Genomic DNA, 26,031 nt, shown 5'->3' with positions numbered 1-26,031 from the left:
CACACCTCACCCCCGGGAGATCCCATGCCCTTTGCCGATGAACTGCTCGGCCACCAGGCGCTGCGCGCGCTGGAAACCTCGCTGCGAGAGGCCGGGCTGGAGCACTCCCCCGCGCTCACCGCGATCGATGCGGACACCCTGAGCCCGCTCACCCTGCGCGAGCGCACCGACCTGATTCGCGATGCCATTCTGGCCGATGTGCCCGGCGACTTCGCGGTGCTGTCGCGCCTCGTTCACGCGACCGCCGAGGCACCCACGCCGCCGACCGGTTGGGGTGTCTGGCCGCTCACCGAGGCCGTGACCTCACGCGCCCTGGCCACCGATCCCGATACCCACCTACCCGAAGCGCTCGCGCTTCAGGCGGCGCTGACCCCGGGTCTCACCGCCGAGTGGGGGATCCGCGGGCTGCTGCGGCACGACCTGCACCGGGCGCTGGGCATCATCCAGACCTGGACATCCCACCCGGATGAGCACGTACGTCGCCTCGCCTCCGAGGGAACCCGCGCGTATCTGCCGTGGGGTGTGCGGGTGCCGCAGATCATCGCCGAACCCGAATCGACCCTGCCGATCCTGCCGATCCTGCACGCGCTCTACCGCGATCCCAGCGAGTACGTGCGCCGCTCGGTGGCCAACCACCTCAACGACATTGCCCGACACCGCCCCGACCTGGTGACCGAAACCACGGCCGCCTGGCTCGCCGATCCCGACGACAACACCGCCTGGCTGGTCAAGCACGCGCTGCGCACCCTGATCAAAAAGGGTGACCCGACGGCTCTCGCCCAGCTGGGCTTCGCCTCCGCGGCGGCAGAGGTGAGCGCGTTGGAACTGACCACCGAGCGGGTGCCCGCGGGCGGGAAGATCGGCTTCTCGGCGACCGTCACCAACACCGGTTCGAGCGCCACCAAGCTGGCGATCGACTATGTGATCCACTTCCAGAAGGCCAACGGAACCCTGGCCCCCAAGACCTTCAAGCTGGTGACCCGCACGCTGGCCCCCGGCGAGCGCATCCGGGTTGCCAAGGAGCACTCATTCAAGCCGATCACAACCCGGCGCTATCACCCAGGCACGCACGCGGTGGCACTCCAGGTGAACGGGGTCGCGTTCGAGCAGGCGGCCTTCGAGCTAGACGCCGACTGATCCGGTCCCGATAGGCTCGGTACGCCCACGTTTGTCTCGCTCGGAGGTTTGTCATGACCCAGCCCGTCCAGTCCGAACCCCGTGTGGGTTGCGGTGCCGCGATTCTTCGGGATGACAAGCTGCTGCTGATCCGCCGCAGGCGCGAACCCGAAGCCGGTTTCTGGGGGCTGCCCGGCGGCAAGGTTGACCCGGGCGAAACCGTTCCCGCGGCGATTGCCCGCGAGATTGCCGAAGAGTTGGGCATCACCCTCGGCGACACCACGCTGCTGTGTGTGGTGGATCAGATCGACACCGAGGCGGGCACCCATTGGATCGCCCCGGTCCACCTGGCACCCACCTTCACCGGCACCCCGCACCTGGTCGAGCCGCACAAGCACGACGGGTTGGACTGGTTCCCCCTCGACGCCCTGCCGAGCCCGCTCACAGTGGCAACGGTGCAGGCGGTGGCGGCGCTGGAAGCGCGCGGCTAGGGCCGCCGAACCCTAGTGCAGCTCGGCGTCCGCGGCGTTCTCGGCCCAGCCGAGGAAGGTGGCCGAGAAACCAGAGCGAGTCGGCGCGCAGATCAGCGGTCCGGCGGACACGGCGAGTGAGCCTGCGAGCGGTGCCACGCGCACCAGACGCCACGGTTCGGCATCCACCCGGGCGCGCACGGTGACCGAGGTCTCGTCGCGGCTCACCCGGATCGTGATGACGCGGGCGTTCCACTCGGGGACCGGTGCCACCGACCAGTCGGAGTTGACGTGGGTCACGACCGCGCCGAGCTGGAGCGCACCGTCGGCGAACTCGACACCCGCCTTGATCCAGGTGTCCTCGGCCGCCCGCAGAAACACGCCCGCCTGGTCAAACTGTTCGGAGAACTCGGCGCTGAAGGACACCTCGACCGCGCGACCCACCGCAAACGGCGTGATCAGCGCGTGCTCGGTATCGTGCACAAACCCGTAGGAGGTGTGCCGCCAGGCATCACTGCCCTCCACCGCCTCCACGACGAGACCGGCGTCGGTCTGCGTGGCGGACACCGGCGCGGTGGTCCAGGTTCCGGCACTCCAGGGGATCAAGCGGTCGGTCATCGGGGCTCCTTTACTCGCGCGATCCGAGGATTGGTCGCTCTCAGTAGGCTATCGCCGACTCGGGCAAAAGCGAGTACTCTCGTGAATCGACCATCGACCCATAAACCGGAACCTCGTGAACGCACCCCACACCTCCCCCATCCCGCTGCCGCCGCTCGGACACAATCCCGGCCGCGCGTTCCTCGGCCTGCTGCGCCCGCACCGCGGCAAGCTGCTGCTGGCCGCGCTCGCCTTCATCGTGAAGGACAGCCCGCTGTGGCTGATGCCGGTGATTACCGCACGGGTGATCGACATCGTGGTTGATCGCCGCTCCCTCACCGAACTCGCGATTGCCGCGGGTCTCGCCGTTGTGCTGCTTCTGCAGAACTATCCACTACATATGGCCTTCACCCGCCTCTTTAGCACGGTCACCCGCCGGATCGCCGCCGATCTGCGCAACACCCTGACCGAGCACCTGCAGTCCCTCTCGATCGGCTACCACTCCCGGGCGAGCGCCGCGGTCATCCAGACCAAGGTGGTCCGCGACGTGGAAAACGTCGAGCTGATGATGCAGCAGGCCTTCCCCGCCGCCCTCTCGGCGGTGGCCGCGCTGACCGGTGCGATCATCATGACCGCGATCCAGGTGCCGGCGTTTGTGCTGGTGTTCGCGCTGACCGTGCCGATCGCCGTGCTCCTGATGCGCTACGTGCGCGCCCGCTCACGCCACCGCAACGAGGACTTCCGCCGCCAGGTTGAGCAGTTTTCCAAGGGGGTGGGCGAGATGGCCACGCTGATCCCGATCACCCGCGCCCACGGCCTGGAAAAGGTCGCCGTGGAACGCGTCTCCCACCGCACCGAGGAGGTGCGCAGCGCGGGGATCAACCTCGACGTGCTCAACGGCCGGTTCGGCGCGATGTCCTGGGTCGCCTACCAGCTGCTCGGCGTCTTCTGCCTGGTGGCCGCGGCCGCCGCCTCCCTCACCGGTCTGCTGCCGATCACCCCGGGTCAGGTGGTGCTGCTGAGCACCTACTTCACGATCCTCACCGGCGGCATCGTGACCCTGCTGAGCCTGGTGCCCGTGTTCACCCGCGGCCTGGAGTCGATCCGCTCGGTGGGCGAGGTGTTGCAGGATCCCGATGTGGAGGAGAACGACGGCAAGTCCCACATCACCGATGTCGAGGGCGAGCTGCGCTTCGAGGACATTCGCTTCCGCTTCCCCGGGGACCCCCGAGTCGCCATCGACGGCGTTAACCTGACCGTGAACCCCGGCGAAACCATCGCGTTTGTGGGCCCCTCGGGGTCGGGAAAATCCACGATGCTGAACCTCGTGCTGGGCTTCCTGCGCCCCACCAGCGGACGCATCCTGCTGGATGGACGCGACCTGGAATCCCTCGATCTGCGCGAGGTGCGCCGGTTCGTGTCGGTGGTGCCGCAGGAGTCGGTGCTCTTTGACGGGACCGTGCGCGACAACATCACCTACGGCCTGGAAAACGTCACCGATGAGCGCGTGCTCAAGGCGCTGACCGATGCCCACGCGATGGACATCATCGAGAACCTGCCCCAGGGGTGGGACACGGTTGTCGGTGAGCGCGGGGCGAGCCTGTCCGGCGGTCAGCGGCAGCGCCTGGCGATCGCCCGGGCGCTGGTGCGGGATCCGCGGATCCTGTTCCTCGATGAGGCGACCTCGGCGCTGGACTCCGAATCCGAGTCCCACATCAAGGACGCGCTGGACACGCTGCTGCGCGATCGGACCACCCTGATCGTCGCCCACCGCCTGTCCACCATCCGCTCGGCCGACCGGATCGTGGTGCTGGCCCGCGGCAAGATCGTCGAGATCGGCAGCCACGAGCAGCTGCTCAAGCTCGGCGGACACTATGCCCGCCTGCACGAGGCGCAGAACGGCTAGATCGGGCGTTCGGCGTCTTCCTCCAGCAGCGGCAGCGTGATCGTGAAGACCGTGTTGCCGGGTTCGGAGTCCAGCGCAACCCGGCCGCCATGGGCCTGCACCACCGCGGCGACGATCGACAGCCCGAGCCCCGAGGTTCCGCTCCCGCCGGCCGTGCGGGTGCGGGACTCGTCCCCGCGGACGAAGCGTTCAAACACGTGGTCGCGAACCTTCTCGGAGACCCCGGGGCCATCATCGCGCACCTCGATCACCGCCTCACCGTCCACCACCGCAAGCCGGGCTCCGATGTGGGTACCGGCCGGGGTGTGCACGCGGGCGTTGGCAAGTAGGTTGACGATGACCTGCTGAATCCGCGGCGCATCCCCCAGCACCCGAATCGGGGTGTTGGGGCCCTCGAAGTCCAGCGGATGTTCGGGACCGGCCGCACGCGCATCGTTCACCGCATGGAACACGATGTCGGTGAGGTCCACCGGACGCTGGGTCAGCTCGCGCCCCTCGTCCAGGCGGGCGAGCAGCAGCAGATCCTCGACGATGCCGGTCATCCGAATCGACTCGGATCCGATCCGCTCGAGCGAGTACGCGATGTCCTCGGGCAGATCCCCGCCGATCCGGCGGGCCAGCTCGGAGTAGCCGCGGATCGAGGCCAGCGGGGTGCGCAGCTCGTGGCTGGCATCCGAGACGAACCTTCGCAGCTTCACCTCGCCCGCGCGGCGTACCCGCAGCGACTCCTCCACGTGCCCGAGCATCCGGTTGAGTGAGGCACCCACGCGGCCCACCTCGGTGCGCTCGTCGGCGTCCTTTTCGGGCACACGGACCCGCAGCGCCGCCTCGGTCCGGTCCTCGGCCTGCTCGGCACGACGGGCGGATTCGGAGGTTTCGGTCCCGTCGGAGTCCTCGTCCATCGGGGTTCCCAGCGAGAGCCGAGATACCTCGGCGGCCGTCGCCGCCACCCGGTCCAGCGGACGCAGCGCCAGCCGGATCACCAGGTAGGCGGCCCCCACTGTCAGCAGCAGAACGGCACCGGCCAGCGCCAGAATCGCCCGGGTCAGCTGGGAGAGGGTCAGCTCGGTCGCGGCCATCGGCAGCCCCACCACGCTCACGCCCGGGCGCAGGGTGGTCTGAGAGACCAAGACCTGCACGTCCCGAGCCAGGATGCGGTAGTTGCCGAGGCCCGGGATGTTCACGGTGACCGGTTCGTTTTTGCCCAGGGCAGCCAGGATCGCGCGGTTTTGGGCATCGTCCAGGGGTTCGGGGACCGCGTCGGCGCTGAGCGCGGCCGAGCGCACGGCCACGCCGTCCACGACGAGCACGCCGAGCGCGCCGGGGCCGGTGCCCGGGTCGCCGAGGAACGACTGGTTTTGGGGATCGGCGACCCCCGGATTGCGGTCGGGTCGCTGCACCAGGTGCTGTAACTGCTCATCCACCCGGTTTTCCAGCAGGTTGCCCACGGTCAAGACCGCGGCCCCGCCGATCAGGGTCGAGGCCAGCGCGATGCCGGCGATCACGATCAGCAGAATCCGCTGGCGCAGCGTCAGTACCCGCCGCTTCTTGGTGCCGGCGGGGAGGGGTGGACGCGGCGGGATGTCCGCGAGAGCCGCGGTGGCCATGTCGCTCACTCGCCGGCGACCCGCGCCGGTTTGATCATGTAGCCCACGCCCCGGGAGGTGTGGATCATCGGCTCGCGGCCCGCATCGATCTTGCGACGCAGATAGGAGATGTAGAGCTCCACGATGCTGGTGCGACCGTCGAACTCGTAGTTCCAGACGCGGTCGAGGATCTGCATCTTGGAGAGCAGTCGGCGCGGATTACGCATCAGGTAGCGCAGCAGCTCAAACTCGGTCGCGGTGAGGTCGATGGGCACGCCGCCGCGCTCCACCTCGTGGGAGTCCTCGTTGAGGATCAGGTCGCCCACCTGCACCAGCGGACCGACCTGCTCGGGGGTGACCAGGGCCGCGCGGCGCAGCAGGCCGCGGATGCGCGCGACGAGTTCCTCGAGGCTGAAGGGCTTGGTGACGTAGTCGTCCCCGCCCGCGGTGAGCCCGGCGATGCGATCATCGAGGGCATCCTTGGCGGTAAGAAAGAGGACGGGCAGGTCGGCGTCGCGGGCGCGCAGACGACCGAGGATGCTCAGGCCGTCGAGGTCGGGCAGCATGATGTCCAGGATGACCAGGTCGGGATTGAATTTGCGGGCGGTGGCCAGCGCGGTCGCGCCGTCCCCGGCGGTCTCCACCTCCCAGCCCTCATACCGCAGCGCCATGCGCAGCAGATCGGTCAGGGAGGGCTCATCATCCACCACGAGGATGCGCAGGGCCCCACCATCGGCACGGGTCATCGCGCTCAGGGGCACGGCGGGTCTAAAGCTGCTGCTATCGCTCATTCCTCCAGTATCCGCGCAAACCTATGAGAAACCTATGCGCAGCGTGGATGTGGACTGTACGAGGCAAAAATGTCCGCCGGTGCGATGTTCCGGGCGTACAGACCGAACCCAGGTGTTCGGGTCTAGCGTCGCCATTACCGGCCCCTCACACGCCTCTCCCCCCATCTCCGCTCGTGCGTTTGCGTGCCCTATCGGAAATCAATCAAGGGAGTAATCATGACGTTCATCTCCGCGGCAGCGGCCATCACGGCCACTCTCGCCTTCACGGGTCTTCCCGCAGCCTCTACAGATTCAACAGAGAGCCAGCCCTCCGAGCCACCATCGAACATCACAATAGACGAGCGCGCATACGGGCCCGAAGAGGGGCTGACCTGGGAATCAGGGAGCTTCACGCTTGAAAGATACTCCTCCGATGACGGGCCCCGCCCACTCTCAAATGAGTACCGCGTGGACAGAGGAAGTAGTTTCGTCTCCTCGACTCATGACTCCTCGGTTCGATACATCGGGCAGAGCTACGCGGCTGGCAACGTGTATCAGGGCAGTAGATACATCAGCGCCCAACACAAGTACATGCGCGACGGCGCGAACGTCAACGACTGGCAGGTTGCCTACGCCGCGAACAACGGTAGTTGCAGTTGGACTCCGGGGAAGGTGAAAGTCAGCATCGTGATGGACACACTCAACCCGTGGGCAACACCGACCGAGTTCCGCTGGGACTTTGGCACGGTCAATCCCCAAGTCTGCTGAATCGGCTCGGGATAATGGTGCGCTCTGCTGCATACTGGCGCGTCCCGGCACTTCCGCTTCTCGCGTGCGGGGTGCTCGGGGTCGTGTTTTGGAGCATGCTGGCGCTCCTGCTGATCGAGAATTCCACGGGTGCCACGGCGATGAAACTGGGATCAAGCGATCCCACGGCCAGGCTCACCGTCATCGGACCGGACGTGGACGCCGCCCCGCTGCCACTCTCCCCCGCGCTTTCGAGAGCCGCCCGCGAGGCGGGGGCCACGATTGCGTATTCCCGTTGGTACGAGACCGGGCTGGTGAGCGTTTTTGATCCGGCAAACCGGATCGGCGTTGCAACACCCCTACGCTCGGATCAGCCCGGTGCGCGGGTCCTCGTTGCGACGGATTTTCCCGGCTCTCCGGACCCCACGATTCTTGCGGCGACCATCACCCCAACCAGAAAACAGGGTCGCTTCATCCCCACCGAAACCACGTTTGAGGGTCGCCCACCCGCGCTGCTGTTCACGCCGGAGGCGCTCCCGTTTGGCCCCGGTATCTACCGTATTTTTGGCGTGAATGAGGACACAGTATCCCCGTTCATCGAGGTGTTTGAGCGCGGCGGAATGCGGATTGTCGGGGTCTCATTTGAACCGGATTCCACCCCGTGGGCACTCATTACCCGCGGGGCGGCAAGCCCGTTCGGGATGATCGCTCAGGGGCTGGGCGCAATTGTGATACTGGGACCGCTCCTCACCGCGGGCTCCCTCCTGGGCAGAGAGCACGATCGCTACCAAGTGTGGGTGAGCGCGGGTGCGACCCGTGAGATTGTGCGCCGGGACCAGCTCCTACTCCTGCTGCGTTCGGGTGTTGCCGGCACCCTCATCGGCACGGTGCTGGTCGCGGCCACCTTGTTCGGGGTTCGCGATCTGGTGCTGTCATCCGCCCCTTATATCGCCTCGGCTCTTGCCTCGGCGCTCGTTCTGCACGCACTCACGCTGACCATCCAGACGGCAATCGCGATCCGCTGGAACACCACGAGGCTTCGCCATGTCGTCCCGCACTAGATTGGGGCGTGATCTGCGGGGTGCCACGGGGTGGATCATCACCTCCACGGTAATCCTCGGGCTCACCGCGGGACTGATCGCAAGCTTTGCAACGTTTGCGTTTTCAGGGTCGTCGGATAGCGTCCGCGACACCGCCCATAATCTCAGCGGCTTCCGCGTCATCGACCCACAGGCCCGGATCGGCCGTGACGTTCGGGACGCCACCCGACTTCCCGCAACTGCCCCGCTTTTAGATGCACTCGGCGAGCGCGCCGATCTCTCCCTTGTCCTCGGCGTTGATTACCTCACCCAGGTCTTCGCCAATCCCGTACTCGCACGGGTCGGCATCCTGCGTATCCTGATCAGCACAGGGGCCGCCGAGGCCACAGGCCAGGCGCCCCCCGGAGACACCGAGGCCCTGTACTGGGGTTCCCCGGCAGATCTGGCGAGGATTGGTCCCACTCGACTCGGCACGCTCACGCTGCTGCGCGGCTCGGGTCAGGCCCCGGCCGTGGTGGGCGCACCCACTGCAGACCCCGTGCTGTGGGTGAGCCCGGCCGGTGCCACAGCGCTCGGACTGATGAACGGCGGGCGGGCGGATGAGCTCGCCCGGAGTATCCGGTGCGCATGCTCGCCAGACACCCTTGACACCCTCACCGCGGCGATGAATACGGCCGAGGAGCAGGCTCACACCGGGCGCCGTTTTGAAGCGGTCGCGGCGACGAGCTTTCAACGCTCTCGATCGGGTGCGCTGAGTGATGCCCTAGCACTCGGGTTGACCCTCACCACACTAATCCTGGGCAGCCTCGTGGTTGTGGCCGCGGCTCGAAGACTTCGAGAGCGCATGCTGGCGCGGTATCGCATCGAATTTCGGCAGGGAGCGCGGGCAAGCGCGCTGCGAATACGCATGCAAGTGACCCTCACCCTCGGCGTGGATCTCCCGCTCCTGACCGGATACACAGTCGGTTGGCTTGCCTATCTCCCGGCGGATTGGCCGCCGCTGCTTCCCCCGGCCGCACTGGCAGCCCCCGTGGCCGTTGCCTTGATTTTGCATCTCCTCATCGCTGTTCCGTTTTCCCGCGCACTCACCCGAGCATTTCAACTCAAAGGTTCCTCATGATCGCACCCCTTCTCCACGCCGATCGTCTCACCCAGGTCTATCCCGATGGGGCTGGTCTCCGCGTTATTCTGGACGGGTTCTCGCTGTACCTACACCGGGGAGAAATGATCGGGGTAGGCGGCCCCTCCGGCACCGGAAAAACCACACTTCTGCGCATCCTGGCCGGGTTGAGCGCCCCGCAGGAGGGCACCCTCAGCGTGCTGGGTGAGCGCGCGCATGTGGGTGACCCGCGGGCCCTCGCCCGAATCCGCAACGCCCACATCGGATATCTCGCCCAGACCGGGGATCTCCTGAATGACGAATCGGTGGGAGCGAACATCGATCTTCCGCTGCGTTTTCTGCGTCCTGCCCCGAGTCGGGCCGAACGCAAAGGTCGCACCCAGCGAGTTTTAGCTGTCGTCGGACTCGGCGGCCTGTCCCCGGAGCGTCCAGTGGACACCCTCTCGGGCGGGCAGCGGCAGCGGGTCGCCCTGGCACGAGCACTCATTCGCGAGCCGGACATCCTGATCGCCGATGAACCCACTGCCTCCCTCGATGCGGAGGCGGCCGCAGCCCTTGCCACCCTCCTTCGCGCCAGGGCAGATGCGGGCACCGGGGTCATCCTGGCCTCCCACGACCTCGACGTTCTAGACCGCTGCGACCGCCTGATCCACCTCCCATAAACAAAACATAAAGATTCATAAGTTACGCATAGCCTCCCCTTGATCTGGGCACAGGGACGCTGCCTAGGTTCGGTTTCGCGGCACCCGGCCGCGGAAAGCGAGACCCAGCAGTGTTCCTGACCTCCCTGCGCCGAGAGCTCCTCGGGCGTAAAAAACAAACCCTCATCGTGTCCCTCGGGCTCGCACTCGCGATCGCCCTCGTGGTGCTCGTCGGCGGGGTCTCCGCCGGAATCGCCAACGCCCAGTCCAAGGTGCTGACCGGACTCTACGGCGTCGGCACCGACGTCACCGTGACCGCCGAACCCCAGGCCCCCGGCACCGCCCCCGGAACCGGACAGCAGTTCAGCTTCGCCGGCGGAGCGCCCGGCACCGGCGGCGACACCAACGTGTCCACCTCCCGCCTGGTTGCCGCCCGCGGAGCCGGAACCCTGGACCAGACCCTGGTCAAGACCGCCGGCACCGTGACCGGCGTTAAGGACGCCAGCGGTGCCCTGGCCCTCAACAACATCACCTTTGGCGGCACCTTCTCCGGCGCGACGCCGGGCACCGAGAACCGCCGCGGCGAGGTGGAGGGCGGCCGCACCGGCGGCGGCAACTTCAACGTGGACACGATCTCGGTGCTGGGCCTCGACCCGGCCGCCACGATCGGTCCGATCGCCGGAGACAAAACCACCTCGGGCCGCGCGCTGGCCACCTCGGATGCGACCGCGAACGTCGCCGTCCTCGACTCGACCTACGCGACCACCGCGAGCCTCGCCGTGGGCGGGACCGTCTCGCTCGGCGGCACCGCATTCTCGATTGTCGGGATCGTCGACGACTCGGGTGATCCCGGCGCAGCCAACGTCTACATCCCGCTGGGGGTTGCCCAGCAGCTCTCCGGTGAAACCGGCAAGGTCAGCACGATTTACGTCCAGGCCACCTCGGCCGATACGATCCCCGCAACCAGCGCCGCGCTTACCAAGGCACTGGCCGGAACCAAGGTCTCGACCCAGGCTGACCTCGCCGCCGGCATCTCCGGATCCCTCGGCAGCGCGGCCAGCCTGGTCTCCTCCCTCGGCACCTGGCTCTCGATCATTGTCCTGGCGGCCGCCGTACTGCTGGCGATCCTCTTTACGGTCTCCGGCGTAACCCGCCGCACCCGCGAGTTTGGCACCCTCAAGGCCATCGGCTGGAGCAACCGCCGCGTGGTCGGACAGGTGGCCGGGGAATCGGTGGTGCAGGCACTGTTCGGCGCGATTGTTGGTGTGGTCCTCGGCCTGGTCGGCACCATGATTGTCAACGCGATTGCCCCGACCGTGGGAGCCTCAACCCGGGCTGCCGGACGCGGGTTCGGGGGCGGCGGCGAGGGTGGCGGCGGATTCGGTGGCGGAGCGGGAGCCGGTACCGGGGCGGGTACCGGAACCGGCGAGGGTGCCCGTGCGGCAGCCGAGCACACCACCAACATCGCGCTGCACCTGCCCTTTGATCTCTCGCTGATCCTGATCGCAGTCGGCCTCGCCGTCCTCGCCGGGCTGCTCGCCGGTGCCATTGGCGGCTGGCGTGCGGCACGCCTCAGCCCGGCCGCGGCCCTGCGCGCGATCGTCTAGCCCCACTACGCCTAGGAGAAACCATGTACACCCTCACGAGTCTGACCAAGACCTATAAAACCGCCCGCGGACCGGTGACCCCGCTCAAGGATGTGGACCTGCGGATCGAGGATGGCGAGTTCATCGCGATCCAGGGCCCCACCGGCGGCGGCAAGTCCACCCTGCTGCAGATGCTCGGAGCGCTGGATCGGCCCACCACCGGATCGATCCACCTCGCCGGGGACGACCTCTCCACCCTCGGCGAGCGCCGCCGCGCCAAGGCCCGCGCCGAACGGATCGGCTTTGTGTTCCAGGGCTTTAACCTGCTGCCCACGATGACCGCCGGCGAAAACGTCGAGACCGCCCTGGTCCCGCTCGGTATCCCGGCGGCCGAACGGCGCAGCCGGGCGCGCACCGCGCTCGCGCAGGTGAGGCTGGATGACCGCATCGATCACCGGCCGAGCGAGCTCTCCGGCGGTCAGCAGCAGCGCGTGGCCATCGCCCGCGCACTGGTCAAAAACCCCACCGTCATCCTTGCCGATGAGCCCACCGGCAACCTCGATGAGGACACCCGGGACGACGTGCTGGCGCTGCTCGAGGGCCTCTGGCGCGATCAGGGTCTGACCATGATCATCGTCACGCACGACTCGGCGGTCGCGAAACGCGCCCCGCGCCGCCTGCACCTCGGCGGCGGTGGCATCACCGAGATCGGCGATAAATAGCGGGCTCCTCAACGGCCGCTCACCCTCGGGTGGGCGGCCGTTGGCGTGCACGGGGACCGAGTCCGCACTTAGTTGACATAGATCAATGATCGGCATATAGTTGACTTTTCGCAAGGATATTAACGAAGCGCTCGGAGTACGCACAACACATGTCAGCAACAACCACCGATACGGCGCAGTCCCCCGCCGCAATGTCTCATCCCGCCGTGATGCGGGCCCTATCCGGGCTCCTCATGGGTATGTTTGTCTCGATCCTCGCCGGAACCGTGGTCTCCACGTCGATGCCGCGAATCATCTCGGACCTCGGCGGTAACCAGGCCGCCTTCACCTGGGTCATCACCTCGACCCTGCTGGCCACCACGGTGTCCACCCCGATCTGGGGCAAGTTCGCCGACATCACCAACCGCAAGCTGCTGATCCAGATCGCACTGGTCATCTTTGTGCTCGGTTCGGCACTGGCCGGGTTCTCGCAGAATACCGAGACCCTGATTATCTTCCGCGTCATGCAGGGTCTGGGTGGTGGTGGCCTGGCGGCCCTCAGCCAGATCATCATGGCCGACATCATCAGCCCGCGTGAGCGTGGCCGCTACATGGGCCTCTTCGGTGCCGTCATGGCCGTGGGTACCGTGGGTGGCCCGCTGCTGGGTGGCGTGATCACCGACGCCATCGGCTGGCGCTGGAACTTCTTTGTGGCCCTGCCCTTCGCGATCGCCGCGATCTTCCTGCTGCAGCGCAACCTGAACCTGCCGACCCTGGAGAAGATCAAGGTCAAGATCGACTACCTCGGCATGATCCTCATCGCCGGCGGCATCTCGCTGCTGCTGATCTGGGTCACCCTGGCCGGACACGATTTCGACTGGGACTCCACCACCAGCTTTGTCATGGTGGGCGGCGCGGTTCTCATGCTGATCCTCGCCGTGATCGTTGAGGTCAAGGTCGAGAACCCGATCATCCCAATGAGCCTGTTCAAGAACCCGACCTTCAGCCTCGCCGTGATCGCCTCGATCTCGGTGGGTGTGGCGATGTTTGGTACCTCGGTCTTCCTGGGCCAGTACATGCAGCTCGCCCGTGGCGCGACCCCGACCCAGTCGGGTCTGCTGACCCTGCCGATGATCGGCGGCCTGCTGCTCTCCTCGACCTTCGTGGGCATGCTGATCAGCAAGTTTGGTAAGTGGAAGGGCTACATGGTCTTCGGCTCGATTGCGCTGACCGTGGGCATGTTCCTGATGGGAACCATCAAGTACGACACCAACTACGTGGTCGTCTCGATCTACATGTTCATCCTCGGTGTGGGTGTGGGTATGGTCATGCAGAACCTCGTGCTGATCGTCCAGAACACCGTCTCCCCCAAGGAAATCGGTGTCGCCAGCTCCGGCGTGACCTTCTTCCGGAGCCTCGGTGGAACCATCGGTATCTCGGTGCTGGGTTCGGTCCTGGCCACCAAGATCGCCGACGGCATCACCGCCAAGGCCGCGGACATTCAGACGGCCCTGGTTCACCTGGGCCCGGCCGGCGAGGCCGTGGGCAAGCAGCTGCAGAGCGGCGTCCTGCCCAAGGTGGCCGAGATGCCCGACGGTATCCGCGTGATCATCGAGTCCGTCTACGGTCAGGGTGTCGCCGACATCTTCCTGCTCGCGGCCCCGCTCGCACTGATCACCGTGCTGGCGATCGTCTTCCTGCCCAACCGTTCACTCAGCACCCAGACCGCAACCGAGCGCCTGAAGAACGGCGAGGACGCCCAGTCCGTAGCCGGGGCCGAGGCTGCCGCCGCCGGGGAAAACCTGATCGCCGTGGGTGAGGCCAGCATCGGTGCCCAGGGCGACCTGGTGGCCACCACCGGAACGATTTCCACGCTGAACCCCGACGGCACGCGCCGTAGCGACGCGGACAACTAAACTGGCGTCATGACCGTGGACACCCCCACCCGCATCCCCGCCGACAACGCACGGGCCTCGGAGCGCGACAGCGCCGCCGAGGCCGTGCGGCGGGCCGCGGCGGACACCTCAAAACACGAGGTGCCCGCCGCGAGCGATGCCGCGACCCTCCCCGCACCGCATGAACCGCTGTGCGCCCCGGTGACCGTGATCAACTCCTCCGATCCGGAGTTCAACGCCGCCGTCGCCGATCTGGAACACACCCTGATCGGACTGTTTGCCCGCGTGCGCACCACCATTCGTGAGCGTGCCGAGCTGCTACGTCCGGGCCTCCAGCCCGGTGCCTATAAGGCCCTCGGCACGATCATCTCGCATGGCTCACTCCAGGCCGGCGAGCTGGCCGAGCTGCTGGGGAGCGACCGTAGCACCACGAGCCGGCTGATCCGACAGCTGGTAGAACACGACCTGATCGTGCGCACCCCCGATGTACACGACGGCCGGGTGATCAACCTCTCGGCCACCGATGCGGCCATCGCCGGCATTCAGGAGCTACGCGAGGCCGGCCGCAGCCGCCTCTACGAAAACATGCGGGACTGGGAGACCGAGGACATCGCCCGACTCTCGCACATGCTGCGCGAGCTCACCGGGCTGGTCTAGCGCACGCAGGGCGCTGCACTCCCGGCACGCACGGCATCCCGAACAGCGCCACACCTCACGCAGCACGGTGCCGGGGCGCGCACCGCGCTTTGGCACACGCAGTACCTCAACACAGATAGACGGCGTGGGCCGTGCCTTCCGGAAACCCGGGGCACGACCCACGCCGTCTGTTTGTCCTGTCGCTACGCCCCGATGCGGGCCGCGAGCCCAAAGGGTGCGGCCCAGCGCCGCGCGAACGGCGCGGGGGCCGCATCCAACAGGACCGAATCTAGCGATGCCGAGTCCGGGGATACTGAGCCCAGCGATACCGGGGCCAGGGAGGCTCGCGAAGCCGCCACCTCACGGGTGGCCGGGATCCGCGACTCATACGCCACGGGAAGCGGACGGGACCCGCGGGCCAGCAGCGCCTGCACGGCGGGTCCGGAGGCTCCCAGCACCACGATGGCGGGACCCGAGCCGGGCCGTGCACCAAACCGGTCGATCACCCACTCGAGCAGCTCCGCGTCCGGAGCCACCACGATGATCGCGTCCAGGCCCTCGGTGGCCGCACCGTGACGCACGCTGTGCGCCCAGGCGCTGCGGACCGGGATCCGTTCGGTAACCGCACGCACCAGCGCACGATCGGATTCGGACGTGTGGCTCGTGGATACCACGAGTCCCACCTGCTGGCCGGCTCCCAGCCAGGATGCGGCCGCGGCGGCCGCACCACGACGCTCGGCCTCCGAAGAGGTCGGGCCAACGTGCACCGCGATGTCTCGTCCCATAGCATCTACGGTGTCACGAACCACCGACATCGGCTGGTTTTCGCGGTGAACAGCACCCGAATTACCGGTAACCGATCGGACCGGTTTCCCGGCGGCGCGCGGCCCCGGTGGTCATCGCCGCCGCGGATTGGGGGGACAATAGAGGGGTGACATCTGGATATCAGGAACGCTTCGTAGCCGACTCAACCGACCGGGTCGCGTGGCTCCGGGCCCGGGCGCGAGGCATTACCGCGACGGATGTGGCCAAGCTGTCCACCCCGCGCTCGATCCAGACCGCCGCCGAGGCGAAGCTCTACGGGACCGGATTCTCCGGCAACGCATTCACCGAGCACGGCCGCCGCCGCGAACCCGAGATCGCCGCCTGGGTCGCCGCAACCCACGGCATCCAGCCCTCCTCGGGGCTCTACCACTCGGAGTGGGAAAAGCGTCACCTGGCCACCCCGGATGGCATCACGATGACCCCCGAAGGCACGGTCATCCTCTCCGAGATCAAGACCACCACCAAGCCGTGGCGCAGCGTCCCGCGTAACTATATGCGACAGATCTGGTGGCAGCAGTACGTGCTGGGGGCCGAGCGGACCCTCGTGGTCTGGGAGGAACACAAGAATTTTGTGCCGGTGGGCGAGGAGCCGCTGTGCCGCTGGATCGACCGCGATGAGGTCGAGATTAACAAGCTCGTGGGCCTGGCCAACGACCTGATCAACGAGCTGCACCGCCGCACCTTCATTCCGATGCCCGAGGGATACGAGCACCTGGAGCCCATCGCGCCCTACGCGCCGTAGCGAGCGCCTTACACCCTAACGGGGGGCGGGTGTGCGCACGCATAACTGCAAAACGTGACAATTTATAGTGTAATGTCTGTGGGTGATCCGGTCCGTCCGCTCCCGAAGGGTCCCTGATGTCCACGGCACTACCACGACTACGACTGCTCCTCACCCCTCTCTTCGCCTTCGCGCTCACCGTTGCGCTCGCCCTCGGAGGAAACATCGCCTCCGCTCAGGCGCTGCCGACCACGGCAGCCACACCGACGCAGGTACGAGCCCTGGCAGACGAGCCCTCAACGACGGATCCCAACCTGCAGATCAGGCTCAAAGCCGGACACACCCCCCGCCTCACCTGCGACGCCCAGCTGATCATGTGGCAGCGCCGGTGGGAGTGTTACATCACCGATCTCGTCTGGGCCGACAACAACTCCCCGAGTGTTGTCACCACCGACTGGTATGCCGGCGATACGCTCCTCACCGGCATCTCGGGTGTTTACAGCCTCCCGGTCCATTCTCCCTACGGAGGAAAAACCATCTCGGTGCGGGTGCGGCCCGGCCTGCAGCTCGGCGGTAACAACAAAATCTACTGGTCGGACGGGTTCACGCTCACCGCGAATGAACCGCTGCCCGCGCCCGAGGTTGAGCTCTCGCTTGCGCGTCTCACCCCGGACCCCGCAGCCGCGGGACGGAGCATTCGCGTGCAGGCCACCGCCGGTGACAGCATCTTCGGCTTCCTGAACTACCAGCCCGTTGTCGAGTCCCAGGCCACGGGAACAAACCTTCCTCCCCAAACCGTGGACTGGACCTGGAGGGCGGGTGCGGAGATCGTGCACACGCAGACCACTTCCTTCCCTAAGGGCTGGGCCACACCCCCGCGGTTCGATATTCCCCCACAGATCACCGAGACGTCCTTCACTCCCACCCAGGCTCAGATTGACGCGGGGATCACCGTGCACGCAAGAATCCAGATCCCCGGCTTCCGGGATGGCAACCAGAGTACGGTCATCTCCGTCAAAAAGGTGCGGGTGGGAACCGTACAGGTTTCCGGAACCGCGAGGGTCGGCGAGACCCTCACCGCGATTATCTCGGGATGGGAACCTGATGTGCGGCTCACCTACGGCTGGTCGAAACAACCGGGAGGCGTCATCACCGGTGCCACGGGTCCCACACTGGCCCTCACCGAAGCCGAGGCTGGTACGACGATCACCGCCACCGTTACCGGATCCCGAGAGGGGCAACTCGCCTCGTCCGCAACCAGCCAGGGTCTCGCCATTCCCCGGCTCCCCGAGCCCGTCTCGGCGTTCACGGCGCGAATCGAGGGAGACCCCCGCGTGGGCAACCCGCTCACGGCAATCGTTCAGCACCCGAACTACCCCACGGCACGGGGACTCTCATTCGTCTGGATGCGCGATGGAAACGTCATTCCCGGGGCCGAGGCCGAAACCTACACACCGGTGGCCGATGATCTGGGTCACACGTTCTCGGTGCGCCTGATCCCGGCGAGCGCACACACGGTGGGAACGGAGATCACCTCGCCCGAGACCACTCCGGTGGGGTTGGGCATCCATCCCGATTGGACCCGCGTCGATTACACGGGAAACGCCGGGTTTGAGCCCACGGTCGAACTGCTCCCCAGCGCCGTGTCGGGTGCCACATACACGGTGGAATGGATCGGGAAGGGAAGAAGCCCGGACGGAAGCAACCTGGCACGCAAGCTCCATGTGACCGAGGTGCCAACAATCCTCACCGCCAACGTCACCATTCACGCACCGGGATACCCCGATAAGCTCATCTCCCTCTCTATCCGGGTAGAGAAATACAATTTCAAGAGCATCAACCCCCGCATAGATGGGAATTTGCGAGTGGGCAGCGTCCTGACGGTAACCTCAGGTGCCGTCTCCAGCTTTCCTGTTTCTGGAGCCTCCACCAGCGTGATCTGGTACGGAAAAATGCCCGGTGGTCAACCTCAGCGTCTGGGCACCCAGGGCGCACTGACGCTGACCTCGGAACATCGCGGAATGGAGATCAGCGCCGACGTCACTGCATCCGCCTACCAGCACCTTCCGATTTCCGGACAGGCTCCCAGTAACGGCCGAGTGGTCACCGAGGTGGCAAAAATCGATGCCGTGATCCCATCTGAGGTTCGGGCGGGCACACTTCTCCAGGCAACCGTGGACACGAACCTCCCTGCCGACAGCCTCACCTTCCGTTGGGAACGTGACGGAAAGGTCCTCACCGAGGAAACGGCACAGACGCTCACGGTGAGCCCGGGCTGGGTCGGTTCAGCACTCACCGTGACGGTCGCGAGCAACGCCCCTAATTTCACCGGAATCACAACCGCCACGTCCTCCCCGTCCCGGGTTCTGCCGGCGGAATTCACCGAGCCGCGCATCGAAACAACCGGCACACCCACGGTTGCCAAGCAGGTAGAGGCCACGGCAACGGGGTGGGGAACTACCCCCGACACGGAAACCCCCACGTGGTTCCTCGACGACACTGAAATTCCCGGGGCCACCGACCCCCAGCTCGACCTCACCCCGGCAATGGCGGGCAAGCGCCTGAGCGTCTCATTCTCCGCCACAAAACTCGGGTTCGACCCCCTCACCAGTGCACGGCACGACCTGGGAATCATCGGTCCGGCACTCCTGGTACCCGGAACCGTGACCATCACCGTGGATGGTGAACCGGTAGGCACAAGCGTGCGAGCGGGGAACATCCTGCACGCGACCTCGACGGCGTGGGTTCCGGAAACCGCGGCGTATGAGTGGTCGTGGATCGACGATTTTGGAACCGTTCTGGGGCACGGCGACACCCTGCTGCTCGGCCCGGAACACGTGGGAAAGCGGGTGAACGCGATCGCCCGAGGCGAGGCCGAGGGATATGCTGCGACAGACCCGGTGGCACGCAGCGTTCCCACCCCACCCGTTGCCCCGGCACCCTATGTCGATGCCGCACTGCACGTGACAACCTCGCGCCCGACCCCCGGCACGCCGCTTCTGATCAGCGGAACGGGGTTTGAACCGGGTGAGCACGTCACCCTGAGCCTGCGTTCCCTCGCACCCGCGGCCGCCCGAGCCCTCGGTGCCGTACCCCCGGCAGCGGACGAGACCATCGTGGAGGTCACCCCGAATGATAGGGGTGCGTTCGAGGCGAGCATTGAGCTCCCCCACTCGTTCCCGGTTGGCACCGCGGTGGTGACTTCGGATCCGGGAGCGGTGTCCCTGACGTTCACGGTGTTTGCCCCCACGATGCCCGATCCGGGCGGCGAGACGGGACCGACGCCGAGCCCCTCGCCCACCCCGACGGATCCGGGCACACCCACCGGTCCAGGCACGCCGTCCAGTCCGGGCACACCCACCGGTCCGGGCACGCCCGCACCGTCTGGCTCCCCAACCCCGGTGGCAAGCTCGACCCCGGGTGCCCCCTCCACTCCCGAATCGCCATCCCCGGCTCTCCCCCGCGGGGACAGTAGGGAGACCCTGGCCCACACCGGACGCGATCAGTCAGCGTCCCTGTCCCTCGCGTGGGGCGCTCTTCTGATCCTCATCGGAGGCACCGCCCTGATCAGACGCGCCACCCGCTCCCGCACATCGCGGTAGGGGCCGCCGGGAACTTCACGGCGGCCACACGGTGCCATCCCACGAACCACCATTCGTGGGAGGGCACCGTCGAGGCCGTTTTTCGGCTAGTCCGCAACCGGCCCATACACCGCGTGGGCCGCACCGGTCAGATGCGCCCAGTAGCGGTCGCCATAGCTCCAGTGCCACCACTCATGCGGGTAGTTTTCCAGTCCCGCCGCGCCGAGCGCCCGAGCCAGCAGCTCGCGATTCGCCCGCGCGGACACCGAGATGTTTTTCGCGGCAAAGCGGACGGCGCCGGCGCTCTGCTCGGGGGTCGCGTCGATCGCGGTGCCCATATCCAGCTCGATTCCCGCGTCGTTCACCAGGGTGAGGTCCACCGCGGCCCCGGCCACGTGGGGGGCCACCGAAACGGGTGCAACATAGCGTGCGCTGAGTTCATCCAGGGTGGCAGCATCGGCCTCGGGAAACTCGATCCGTAACGCCGCCAGATACGTCTCGATGATGGCTCGCTGGGTTTCCACCGGACGCAGCCCCTCGGCCACACACAGGTGATAGCCCACCGGCAGCGCCTGATCGGCGGCGCGGAGGCGCCGAGCCAGTTCAAACCGCACCCGCGATCCGGCCCCGATATTCGGGCGGCAGAGCACCCCGAAGTCCGCAAGCTCCACCAGCGCCTCTCCGTTTTCCTCGACCGGGATACTGGCGACGGAGGGGGCGGATATCAGCGTGATCACGCCCTACAGGCTAGTCCATTGCCCCCACAAACAACACCGCCCCGACACCGGACGGTGTCGGGGCGGTGCCGGGCGGCGCTACTTGGTAACCAGGTACGAACGCAGATCCTTCAGGATCTTGCCCGCGCCGATCGGGCCGAGGCCCAGGTACCAGACGTCATCGTCCACCCGCTGCACGTGCTTGTCCTTGACGGCGGTGAGGGTGGGCCAGATCGGACCGGCCAGGGCCGCGGTCTCACCGGTCGCCTCGGGGGTGCCGTAGCTGGTGTAGAAGATCCAATCGCCATCGGCCTGGGCGAGGTTCTCCGAGGAGATCTCGGTGGCCAGCTCGTCGATGTCCTGGATCTTGGGCCGGGCGAGACCCACGTCCTTGAGAATCACGCCGATCAGCGAGGCGTTGCCGTACAGGCGGGTCTTCTGCGGCATGAAGCGCAGCAGCGAGATGGTGGGATTGCCGGGGATGTCGGCGCGCAGCTTATCGGCCTCGGCCTGATAGTCGTTGAGCAGGCTCACGGCCTTGTCCTCATCACCGGTGGCCGCGGCAACCAGGCGCAGGTTTTCCTTCCACGGGAAACCCGGGCGGATCGAGAACACGGTCGGGGCGATCTGCGCGAGCTGCGGATACAGCTTGTCCGCCCGCAGCTTGGAACCGAGGATCAGGTCGGGCTTGAGCGCGGCGATGGCTTCGAGGTTGGGCTGCTGGATGGTGCCAATCGAGGTGGCCTTTTTGACCTTATCGGCCAGGTATCCGGGGATCGAGTTGGCGCCCTCGGTGGAGGGGATGCCAACCGGGGTGATCCCGAGTGCCAGCACATCGTCGAGCTCGCCGGTGTCCAGGACCACCACCCGCTTGGGCTTGGTCTTGATCTCCGTGGTTCCCTCGGAGTGCTTCACCTCGCGCGGGAAGACGCCGGGCTTGGCCGTGCTGCCGAGCTTGGCGGTCTCCTCATCGGCGGTCTTGAAGTGGGCGCCGCCGGTCGCGACATCGGTGTTCCCCGACCCGGACTTGAGTCCACCCCCATCGGTCTGGGCGCAGCCAGCCGTCAGTGCAATCAGGAGGGCAACGGCCGCGGCCTGGAGCGCTCGCTTCTTTCGTAATTCATACATCACCTCGAACGTAGCCTAGATTTTCTCGACAGGCCAGGTAAGCCTTGCCAACCTTAGGACCGACTGTGTGACGGCAAAACGCGGGTTAGACTGGCCACTGGTTTATCCGCATCCAAACGGGAGGTTCCTCGAGTGGCGTCTGCCCCCGCTCCGGCATCCACTCCGACCCGTACCCGGCAGCACACCGGGCGGAAGGTTACCCTGCTGATCGGTGCCCTCGCGCTGCTGGCGCTGATCGCGCTGGGCTCGCTCCTGATCGGATCCAAGGCGATCCCGCCGCACACCGTGTGGGCGGCGCTGTTTGCCCCGGATGGCTCCCCCGATCAGGCGATCATCCTCGGCTCGCGCCTCCCGCGAGCAATCCTGGGGATCCTGGCCGGGGCCGCCCTCGGGGTTGCCGGGGCCCTGGTGCAGGCGTTCACCCGGAATCCGCTGGCCGAGCCCGGACTCCTCGGCGTGAATGCCGGGGCCTCGCTGGCGATCGTGCTGGCCGTGGGCACCTTTGGAATCACCGCCTACAGCGGCTACGTGTGGTTTGCGTTTGCGGGAGCACTGGCGGCCGCGGCCCTGGTCTCGCTGATCGGGATGCGCGGCACCCGCCGCCTGGATCCCGCCCGACTGGTGCTCTCCGGGGTCGCGCTGGGCGCGGTCCTCTCGGGGATCGGAACCGGGCTCGCCCTACTCAACCCCAGCGCCTTTGACCAGCTGCGCGCCTGGACCGTGGGCTCGCTCGCCGACCGCGGGAGCGACCTACTGGCCCCGGTCGCGATCACCGTGGGCATCGGCTTGCTGCTGGCCGCATTTACCGGTCGCGGGCTGAACGCCCTGGCCCTCGGTGAGGATGCCGCTCGCGGACTCGGCTACCATCCGGGACGCTCACGCGTGCTGATTCTGCTGGCGATCACCGTGCTGGCCGGCTCCGCAACCGCCGCGGTGGGCGCAATCGGCTTTCTGGGGCTGATGGCCCCGCACCTGGCCCGCCGTATCAGCGGCACCGATCAGCGCTGGCTACTGGTGTTCTCGGCGGTGCTGGCCCCGATCATCCTGCTGATCGCCGATGTGATCGGCCGCGTCATTCTTCCCGGCGAGCTTGAGGCCGGTGTCACCTGCGCGCTGATCGGCGCGCCCGTCCTGGTCTACCTGGCCCGTCGAAAAAAGGTGGCGGGACTGTGAGTGTGACCCATCGCGTGCGCAGCCGTTCGCGGACCCGCACACTGATCGTGTGTGTGATCCTGCTGGTCTTGGCCCTACTGGTGGGCATCATCATGATCGGCAGCGGCGACTACCCGCTGGGACCCGACCGGGTGCTCGGTGTGCTCTTTGGCGGCGGCAGCGATCTGGAGCGCTCGATCGTGCTGTCCTGGCGTGCACCGCGGGCCTTGGCCGCCATCGTTTTCGGAGCGGCGCTCGGCGTGAGCGGCGGAGTCTTCCAATCGCTGACCCGTAATCCGCTGGGCAGCCCCGACGTGATCGGTTTCGGCACCGGCGCCTACACGGGCGCACTGCTGGCGATCATGCTCGTGGGTGGCAGCTACGTGGCCACCTCGATCGGCGCGCTGGCCGGTGGCCTGGGCACCGCGCTGCTGATCTACTTCCTGGCCTGGCGACGCGGCTCCCACGGCTACCGGCTGATCCTGGTGGGTATCGGCATCAGCGCCGCCCTGGCCGCGATCAACCAGTGGCTCGTGCTGCGCGCCGACATCGAGGTCGCGATGGCCGCCGCGGTATGGGGTGCAGGCTCGCTGGGCGGTACCACCTGGGCGCAGGCGCTGCCGGCGATCCTGGTGATCCTGCCGGTGCTCGCGCTGACCCTGGCCGGCGGCCGCACCCTGGGCATGCTGGAGCTTGGCGACGACGCGGCGCAGGCCCTGGGGGTGCGGACCGAGCGGGCACGGCTGATCCTGGTGGTCCTCGCGGTCGCGCTCACGGCGGCGGTGACCGCGGTGGCCGGGCCGATCGCGTTTGTAGCGCTGGTCGCGCCGCAGCTGGCCCGCAGACTCACCGGAAGCGCCGGAATCGCGCTGATCCCCGCCGCCTGCATGGGCGCGTTCCTGCTGGTCACCGCGGACCTGCTGGCGCAGCGCATGTTTGCCCCGATCCAGCTCCCGGTGGGCCTGGTGACCGTGTGTCTGGGCGGTGTTTACCTGCTCTGGCTGCTGGGCCGCGAGGGGTCCAAACGACTGCGGTAACACGCTTTCGCATGCTGCAAGAAAGTGGCAGACTCGTTGCATGACCTCCGCAGACTCCCCGCGCCCGCACACCATGCTTGCCGCCGTGTATGACACCCCCGGTCCCGCACAAAACCTGCGCCTCACCGACGAGGTTTCGGTGCCCTTCGCCCTCTCCGATGAGGTGCTGGTACGGGTGCACGCCTCGGCCCTGAACCCGATCGACACCAAGACGCGCGCCGGTCGCGGGGTCGCCTCGGGGATCGTGCGCTATCCGGCGCTGATCGGATCCGACTTTGCCGGGGTGGTGGTGCGCGCTCCCTATGAGGCCCACCCGCTGCAGCCAGGCACCGAGGTCTATGGGATGCTGCCGGTGCCGCGGGTGAGTGGATCCTATGCGCAGTACGTCGCCGCGCCCTCGCTCTCGATCGCGCCCAAGCCCGACAATCTCTCCTTCACCGAGGCCGCGGCCGTGCCGCTGGCGGCGATGACCGCCTGGGGCGCGCTGGATGCCGCCGAGATCGAATCGGGCCAGCGGGTGCTGATCCACGCCGGTGCCGGAGGTGTGGGGCACTTTGCGGTCCAGCTCGCCGCGCTGCGCGGGGCGCACGTGATCGCCACCGGTTCCGCCCACAACCTCGACTTCCTGCGCGAGCTGGGAGCCGCCGAGGTCATCGACTACACCGCGCGGAACTTCGAGGACGGCCTCGCCCCGGTGGATGCGGTGATCGACCTGATCGGTAACGTGCACGCGAACACCGGCAGCCGCTCGCTCGGCGTCATCGTCGAGGGCGGCGTCATCGTCAACGTCCCCTCGGGCAGCTGGCCCGAATTCGCCGCCGAGGCGGAGGCCGCGGGCGTGCGCGGCACCCACTATAAGGTGTCCCCCGATGCACGCGTGCTCGAGCAGATCACCGCGCTGATCGAGTCGGACCAGCTGCGCGTGGTGCTCGCCGATACCTATCCGCTCGAGCGCATTGTCGAGGCCCATGAGGCGCTGGAGGCCGGGCACACCCGCGGCAAGATCGCGATCTCGATTCCGTAGCGCGCGGTGCCACCCGCCCGGTTTTCTCGGGCAGACTCCTACCCGTTCGACAGGGCACGGATCCACGAGCCCTGAGCTGCCCTGCGCCGAGGCTCGGACGAGTTCCCGGAGGGCCGTCGGTGTCCGCCGGGCACCGAGCCTCCAGCAACTAGGACAGCGACGCGGTGATGGCCGCGGTCTCTTCGGCGGTGGCCGGCAGCGCCGGGCCGCGTGGGTCGGCGGTCGGGGTTCCCTGCGCGCGTGCGGCCGCGTGCAGGCCGCCCAGTGGGCTCTGCCCGGCCGCGAGAGCCTCGGCGAGGCGGCGCAGTGCCACCCGGGCGGCGGGAGCATCGGGACTCTGGGTCCAGACCGCACGGTACTCGGCGGGCAGAAGGGCCGCGAGGCCGGTGTGCCAGGCATCCACGGTGGGCGGATCATCCAGCAGACCGAGGTCACCGCTCAGGCCGATCGAGAAGCCGGGTCCGCCCGCGGATCGCAGTTCGGCGAGGCGGGTTTCCAGCGCGTCCCGGTCACGTCCCGGCAGGCGGGAGGGTTCCTTGATCGCCCGCAGGTTGGCGTGGGTCACCAGATAGTCGAGGGTGTCGGCGCTGATGTCGTAACCGAGCTGTGCGGGCTTGTTGTAGAAGGCCAGCGGGAGATCCACCACGTCACACACGCGGGCCACGAGCTCGCGCACCTCGCTGTCGCCGATGGGGAGGTAGCTGAAGGGGGCGAGGATGACGCCGGCGGCACCGGCCTCCTCGGCGGCCTGGGCGCGTGCGATGACCGCGGGGGTCGAGTGGGCGGTGATCCCGGCATAGACGGGCATGCGGCCGTCGGCGGCGGTCACGGCCTGGGCGATGATCGCCGCATGCTCGTGGGCTTCAAAGCTGACCCCGGAGCCGGAGGTTGCCAGCACGGTAACGGCATCGATGCCGTGGCCTGGAAGCGGAGAAATGATCTGCTCGAGCGCGACCAGGTCTGGGTTCTGGGCGGCGTCCAGCGGGGTGATGGGGTATGCGATGAGGCCGGTAAAAGGGGAGGCTGTCATCGGTCA

At 67.3% G+C, this 26,031-nt stretch carries 23 protein-coding genes; 16 read left to right on the top strand and 7 right to left on the bottom strand.

All coding sequences use genetic code 11. From position 1 onward, the window contains the following. Positions 1-24: 24 nt before the first annotated feature. Entirely contained in the window at positions 25-1,137 is a 1,113-nt protein-coding gene (locus M2390_RS12385; protein WP_259179127.1) for a DNA alkylation repair protein, read from the top strand. Positions 1,138-1,190: 53 nt separating this feature from the next. Further along, complete coding sequence (locus M2390_RS12380; RefSeq protein WP_121687679.1) at positions 1,191-1,607, top strand: NUDIX domain-containing protein; 417 nt, start codon at positions 1,191-1,193, stop codon at positions 1,605-1,607. A gap of 12 nt (positions 1,608-1,619) precedes the next feature. Here M2390_RS12380 and M2390_RS12375 read toward each other — a convergent pair whose 3' ends face one another. Beyond that, complete coding sequence (locus M2390_RS12375) at positions 1,620-2,204, bottom strand: DUF1349 domain-containing protein (protein WP_259179124.1); 585 nt, start codon at positions 2,202-2,204, stop codon at positions 1,620-1,622. Positions 2,205-2,319: 115 nt separating this feature from the next. Here M2390_RS12375 and M2390_RS12370 point away from each other — a divergent pair, with 115 nt between their 5' ends. Beyond that, complete coding sequence (locus M2390_RS12370) at positions 2,320-4,089, top strand: ABC transporter ATP-binding protein (protein WP_121687682.1); 1,770 nt, start codon at positions 2,320-2,322, stop codon at positions 4,087-4,089. Here the strand turns inward: M2390_RS12370 and M2390_RS12365 are convergent. Next, positions 4,086-5,696 carry a cell wall metabolism sensor histidine kinase WalK gene (locus M2390_RS12365; RefSeq protein WP_259179119.1) on the bottom strand — a complete coding sequence of 537 codons (1,611 nt, stop codon included), beginning with the start codon at positions 5,694-5,696 and terminating at the stop codon, positions 4,086-4,088. The genes M2390_RS12370 and M2390_RS12365 overlap by 4 nt on opposite strands. Before the next feature lie 5 nt (positions 5,697-5,701). Then, positions 5,702-6,466, bottom strand: coding sequence for a response regulator transcription factor (locus M2390_RS12360; protein WP_281272267.1), 765 nt, complete (start codon positions 6,464-6,466; stop codon positions 5,702-5,704). A 216-nt stretch (positions 6,467-6,682) separates the two neighbouring features. On the opposite strand from M2390_RS12360, the gene M2390_RS12355 reads away from it, so the two are divergent. From M2390_RS12355 to M2390_RS12320, 8 genes are all read left to right on the top strand, one after another. Beyond that, positions 6,683-7,213 carry a hypothetical protein gene (locus M2390_RS12355; RefSeq protein ID WP_259179116.1) on the top strand — a complete coding sequence of 177 codons (531 nt, stop codon included), beginning with the start codon at positions 6,683-6,685 and terminating at the stop codon, positions 7,211-7,213. A gap of 95 nt (positions 7,214-7,308) precedes the next feature. Then, positions 7,309-8,253 (top strand): hypothetical protein, encoded by a 945-nt coding sequence (locus M2390_RS12350; protein WP_259179115.1) that lies wholly within the window; start codon positions 7,309-7,311, stop codon positions 8,251-8,253. Next, positions 8,237-9,352, top strand: coding sequence for a hypothetical protein (locus M2390_RS12345; protein WP_259179114.1), 1,116 nt, complete (start codon positions 8,237-8,239; stop codon positions 9,350-9,352). The genes M2390_RS12350 and M2390_RS12345 overlap by 17 nt, the downstream gene beginning before the upstream one ends. After that, positions 9,349-10,014 carry an ABC transporter ATP-binding protein gene (locus M2390_RS12340; protein WP_259179112.1) on the top strand — a complete coding sequence of 222 codons (666 nt, stop codon included), beginning with the start codon at positions 9,349-9,351 and terminating at the stop codon, positions 10,012-10,014. The genes M2390_RS12345 and M2390_RS12340 overlap by 4 nt, the downstream gene beginning before the upstream one ends. Before the next feature lie 110 nt (positions 10,015-10,124). Beyond that, complete coding sequence (locus M2390_RS12335) at positions 10,125-11,600, top strand: ABC transporter permease (protein ID WP_259179110.1); 1,476 nt, start codon at positions 10,125-10,127, stop codon at positions 11,598-11,600. 23 nt (positions 11,601-11,623) lie between these two features. Further along, complete coding sequence (locus M2390_RS12330) at positions 11,624-12,301, top strand: ABC transporter ATP-binding protein (RefSeq protein ID WP_259179108.1); 678 nt, start codon at positions 11,624-11,626, stop codon at positions 12,299-12,301. Positions 12,302-12,450: 149 nt separating this feature from the next. Next, positions 12,451-14,196 carry an MDR family MFS transporter gene (locus M2390_RS12325; RefSeq protein ID WP_259179107.1) on the top strand — a complete coding sequence of 582 codons (1,746 nt, stop codon included), beginning with the start codon at positions 12,451-12,453 and terminating at the stop codon, positions 14,194-14,196. Positions 14,197-14,205: 9 nt separating this feature from the next. After that, positions 14,206-14,832 (top strand): MarR family winged helix-turn-helix transcriptional regulator, encoded by a 627-nt coding sequence (locus tag M2390_RS12320; RefSeq protein ID WP_259179106.1) that lies wholly within the window; start codon positions 14,206-14,208, stop codon positions 14,830-14,832. Between the two features lie 182 nt (positions 14,833-15,014). On the opposite strand, the gene M2390_RS12315 is transcribed toward M2390_RS12320, so the two are convergent. Then, complete coding sequence (locus tag M2390_RS12315; protein WP_259179104.1) at positions 15,015-15,596, bottom strand: hypothetical protein; 582 nt, start codon at positions 15,594-15,596, stop codon at positions 15,015-15,017. 146 nt (positions 15,597-15,742) lie between these two features. On the opposite strand from M2390_RS12315, the gene M2390_RS12310 reads away from it, so the two are divergent. Continuing rightward, complete coding sequence (locus M2390_RS12310; RefSeq protein ID WP_051701725.1) at positions 15,743-16,378, top strand: YqaJ viral recombinase family protein; 636 nt, start codon at positions 15,743-15,745, stop codon at positions 16,376-16,378. A 116-nt stretch (positions 16,379-16,494) separates the two neighbouring features. Beyond that, on the top strand, positions 16,495-19,959 hold the full coding sequence (locus M2390_RS12305) for a hypothetical protein (protein ID WP_259179099.1): 3,465 nt from the start codon (positions 16,495-16,497) through the stop codon (positions 19,957-19,959). A gap of 86 nt (positions 19,960-20,045) precedes the next feature. Here the strand turns inward: M2390_RS12305 and M2390_RS12300 are convergent, their stop codons facing one another. Continuing rightward, positions 20,046-20,675, bottom strand: a complete 630-nt coding sequence (locus M2390_RS12300) for a M15 family metallopeptidase (protein ID WP_259179097.1) — start codon at positions 20,673-20,675, stop codon at positions 20,046-20,048. 78 nt (positions 20,676-20,753) lie between these two features. Continuing rightward, a complete protein-coding gene (locus tag M2390_RS12295) occupies positions 20,754-21,782 on the bottom strand; it encodes an ABC transporter substrate-binding protein (RefSeq protein ID WP_121687689.1) in 1,029 nt (342 codons plus the stop codon). Between the two features lie 132 nt (positions 21,783-21,914). Here M2390_RS12295 and M2390_RS12290 point away from each other — a divergent pair, with 132 nt between their 5' ends. Genes M2390_RS12290 through M2390_RS12280 form a run of 3 tightly spaced genes read left to right on the top strand, consistent with a single transcriptional unit; the run spans position 21,915 to position 24,995 of the window. Next, positions 21,915-22,955, top strand: a complete 1,041-nt coding sequence (locus M2390_RS12290; protein WP_259179094.1) for an iron chelate uptake ABC transporter family permease subunit — start codon at positions 21,915-21,917, stop codon at positions 22,953-22,955. After that, on the top strand, positions 22,952-23,971 hold the full coding sequence (locus M2390_RS12285) for an iron chelate uptake ABC transporter family permease subunit (protein ID WP_259179093.1): 1,020 nt from the start codon (positions 22,952-22,954) through the stop codon (positions 23,969-23,971). Before M2390_RS12290 ends, M2390_RS12285 begins: the two co-directional genes overlap by 4 nt. A 40-nt stretch (positions 23,972-24,011) precedes the next feature. Then, entirely contained in the window at positions 24,012-24,995 is a 984-nt protein-coding gene (locus tag M2390_RS12280) for an NADP-dependent oxidoreductase (protein ID WP_121687691.1), read from the top strand. Positions 24,996-25,143: 148 nt separating this feature from the next. Here the strand turns inward: M2390_RS12280 and M2390_RS12275 are convergent, their stop codons facing one another. Beyond that, entirely contained in the window at positions 25,144-26,025 is an 882-nt protein-coding gene (locus M2390_RS12275) for a dihydrodipicolinate synthase family protein (protein WP_259179090.1), read from the bottom strand. Positions 26,026-26,031: the final 6 nt, after the last annotated feature.

Origin of the sequence: Mycetocola sp. BIGb0189 (genome assembly GCF_024810155.1) — a bacterium.
In the GTDB taxonomy this organism is placed as follows: Bacteria; Actinomycetota; Actinomycetes; order Actinomycetales; family Microbacteriaceae; genus Mycetocola; species Mycetocola lacteus.
The sequence above is the reverse complement of the archived record's forward strand: the minus strand, read 5'-3'. Positions and strand labels throughout refer to the sequence as shown.

Bases quoted from the DNA above. Each gene is read 5' to 3' on its own strand.
- M2390_RS12385 (WP_259179127.1), top strand. From the start codon at position 25: ATGCCCTTTGCCGATGAACTGCTCGGCCACCAGGCGCTGCGCGCGCTG.
- M2390_RS12380 (WP_121687679.1), top strand. From the start codon at position 1,191: ATGACCCAGCCCGTCCAGTCCGAACCCCGTGTGGGTTGCGGTGCCGCG.
- M2390_RS12375 (WP_259179124.1), bottom strand. From the start codon at position 2,204: ATGACCGACCGCTTGATCCCCTGGAGTGCCGGAACCTGGACCACCGCG.
- M2390_RS12365 (WP_259179119.1), bottom strand. From the start codon at position 5,696: ATGGCCACCGCGGCTCTCGCGGACATCCCGCCGCGTCCACCCCTCCCC.
- M2390_RS12360 (WP_281272267.1), bottom strand. From the start codon at position 6,466: ATGAGCGATAGCAGCAGCTTTAGACCCGCCGTGCCCCTGAGCGCGATG.
- M2390_RS12355 (WP_259179116.1), top strand. From the start codon at position 6,683: ATGACGTTCATCTCCGCGGCAGCGGCCATCACGGCCACTCTCGCCTTC.
- M2390_RS12350 (WP_259179115.1), top strand. From the start codon at position 7,309: ATGCTGGCGCTCCTGCTGATCGAGAATTCCACGGGTGCCACGGCGATG.
- M2390_RS12345 (WP_259179114.1), top strand. From the start codon at position 8,237: ATGTCGTCCCGCACTAGATTGGGGCGTGATCTGCGGGGTGCCACGGGG.
- M2390_RS12340 (WP_259179112.1), top strand. From the start codon at position 9,349: ATGATCGCACCCCTTCTCCACGCCGATCGTCTCACCCAGGTCTATCCC.
- M2390_RS12330 (WP_259179108.1), top strand. From the start codon at position 11,624: ATGTACACCCTCACGAGTCTGACCAAGACCTATAAAACCGCCCGCGGA.
- M2390_RS12325 (WP_259179107.1), top strand. From the start codon at position 12,451: ATGTCAGCAACAACCACCGATACGGCGCAGTCCCCCGCCGCAATGTCT.
- M2390_RS12320 (WP_259179106.1), top strand. From the start codon at position 14,206: ATGACCGTGGACACCCCCACCCGCATCCCCGCCGACAACGCACGGGCC.
- M2390_RS12315 (WP_259179104.1), bottom strand. From the start codon at position 15,596: ATGGGACGAGACATCGCGGTGCACGTTGGCCCGACCTCTTCGGAGGCC.
- M2390_RS12305 (WP_259179099.1), top strand. From the start codon at position 16,495: ATGTCCACGGCACTACCACGACTACGACTGCTCCTCACCCCTCTCTTC.
- M2390_RS12295 (WP_121687689.1), bottom strand. From the start codon at position 21,782: ATGTATGAATTACGAAAGAAGCGAGCGCTCCAGGCCGCGGCCGTTGCC.
- M2390_RS12280 (WP_121687691.1), top strand. From the start codon at position 24,012: ATGACCTCCGCAGACTCCCCGCGCCCGCACACCATGCTTGCCGCCGTG.
- M2390_RS12275 (WP_259179090.1), bottom strand. From the start codon at position 26,025: ATGACAGCCTCCCCTTTTACCGGCCTCATCGCATACCCCATCACCCCG.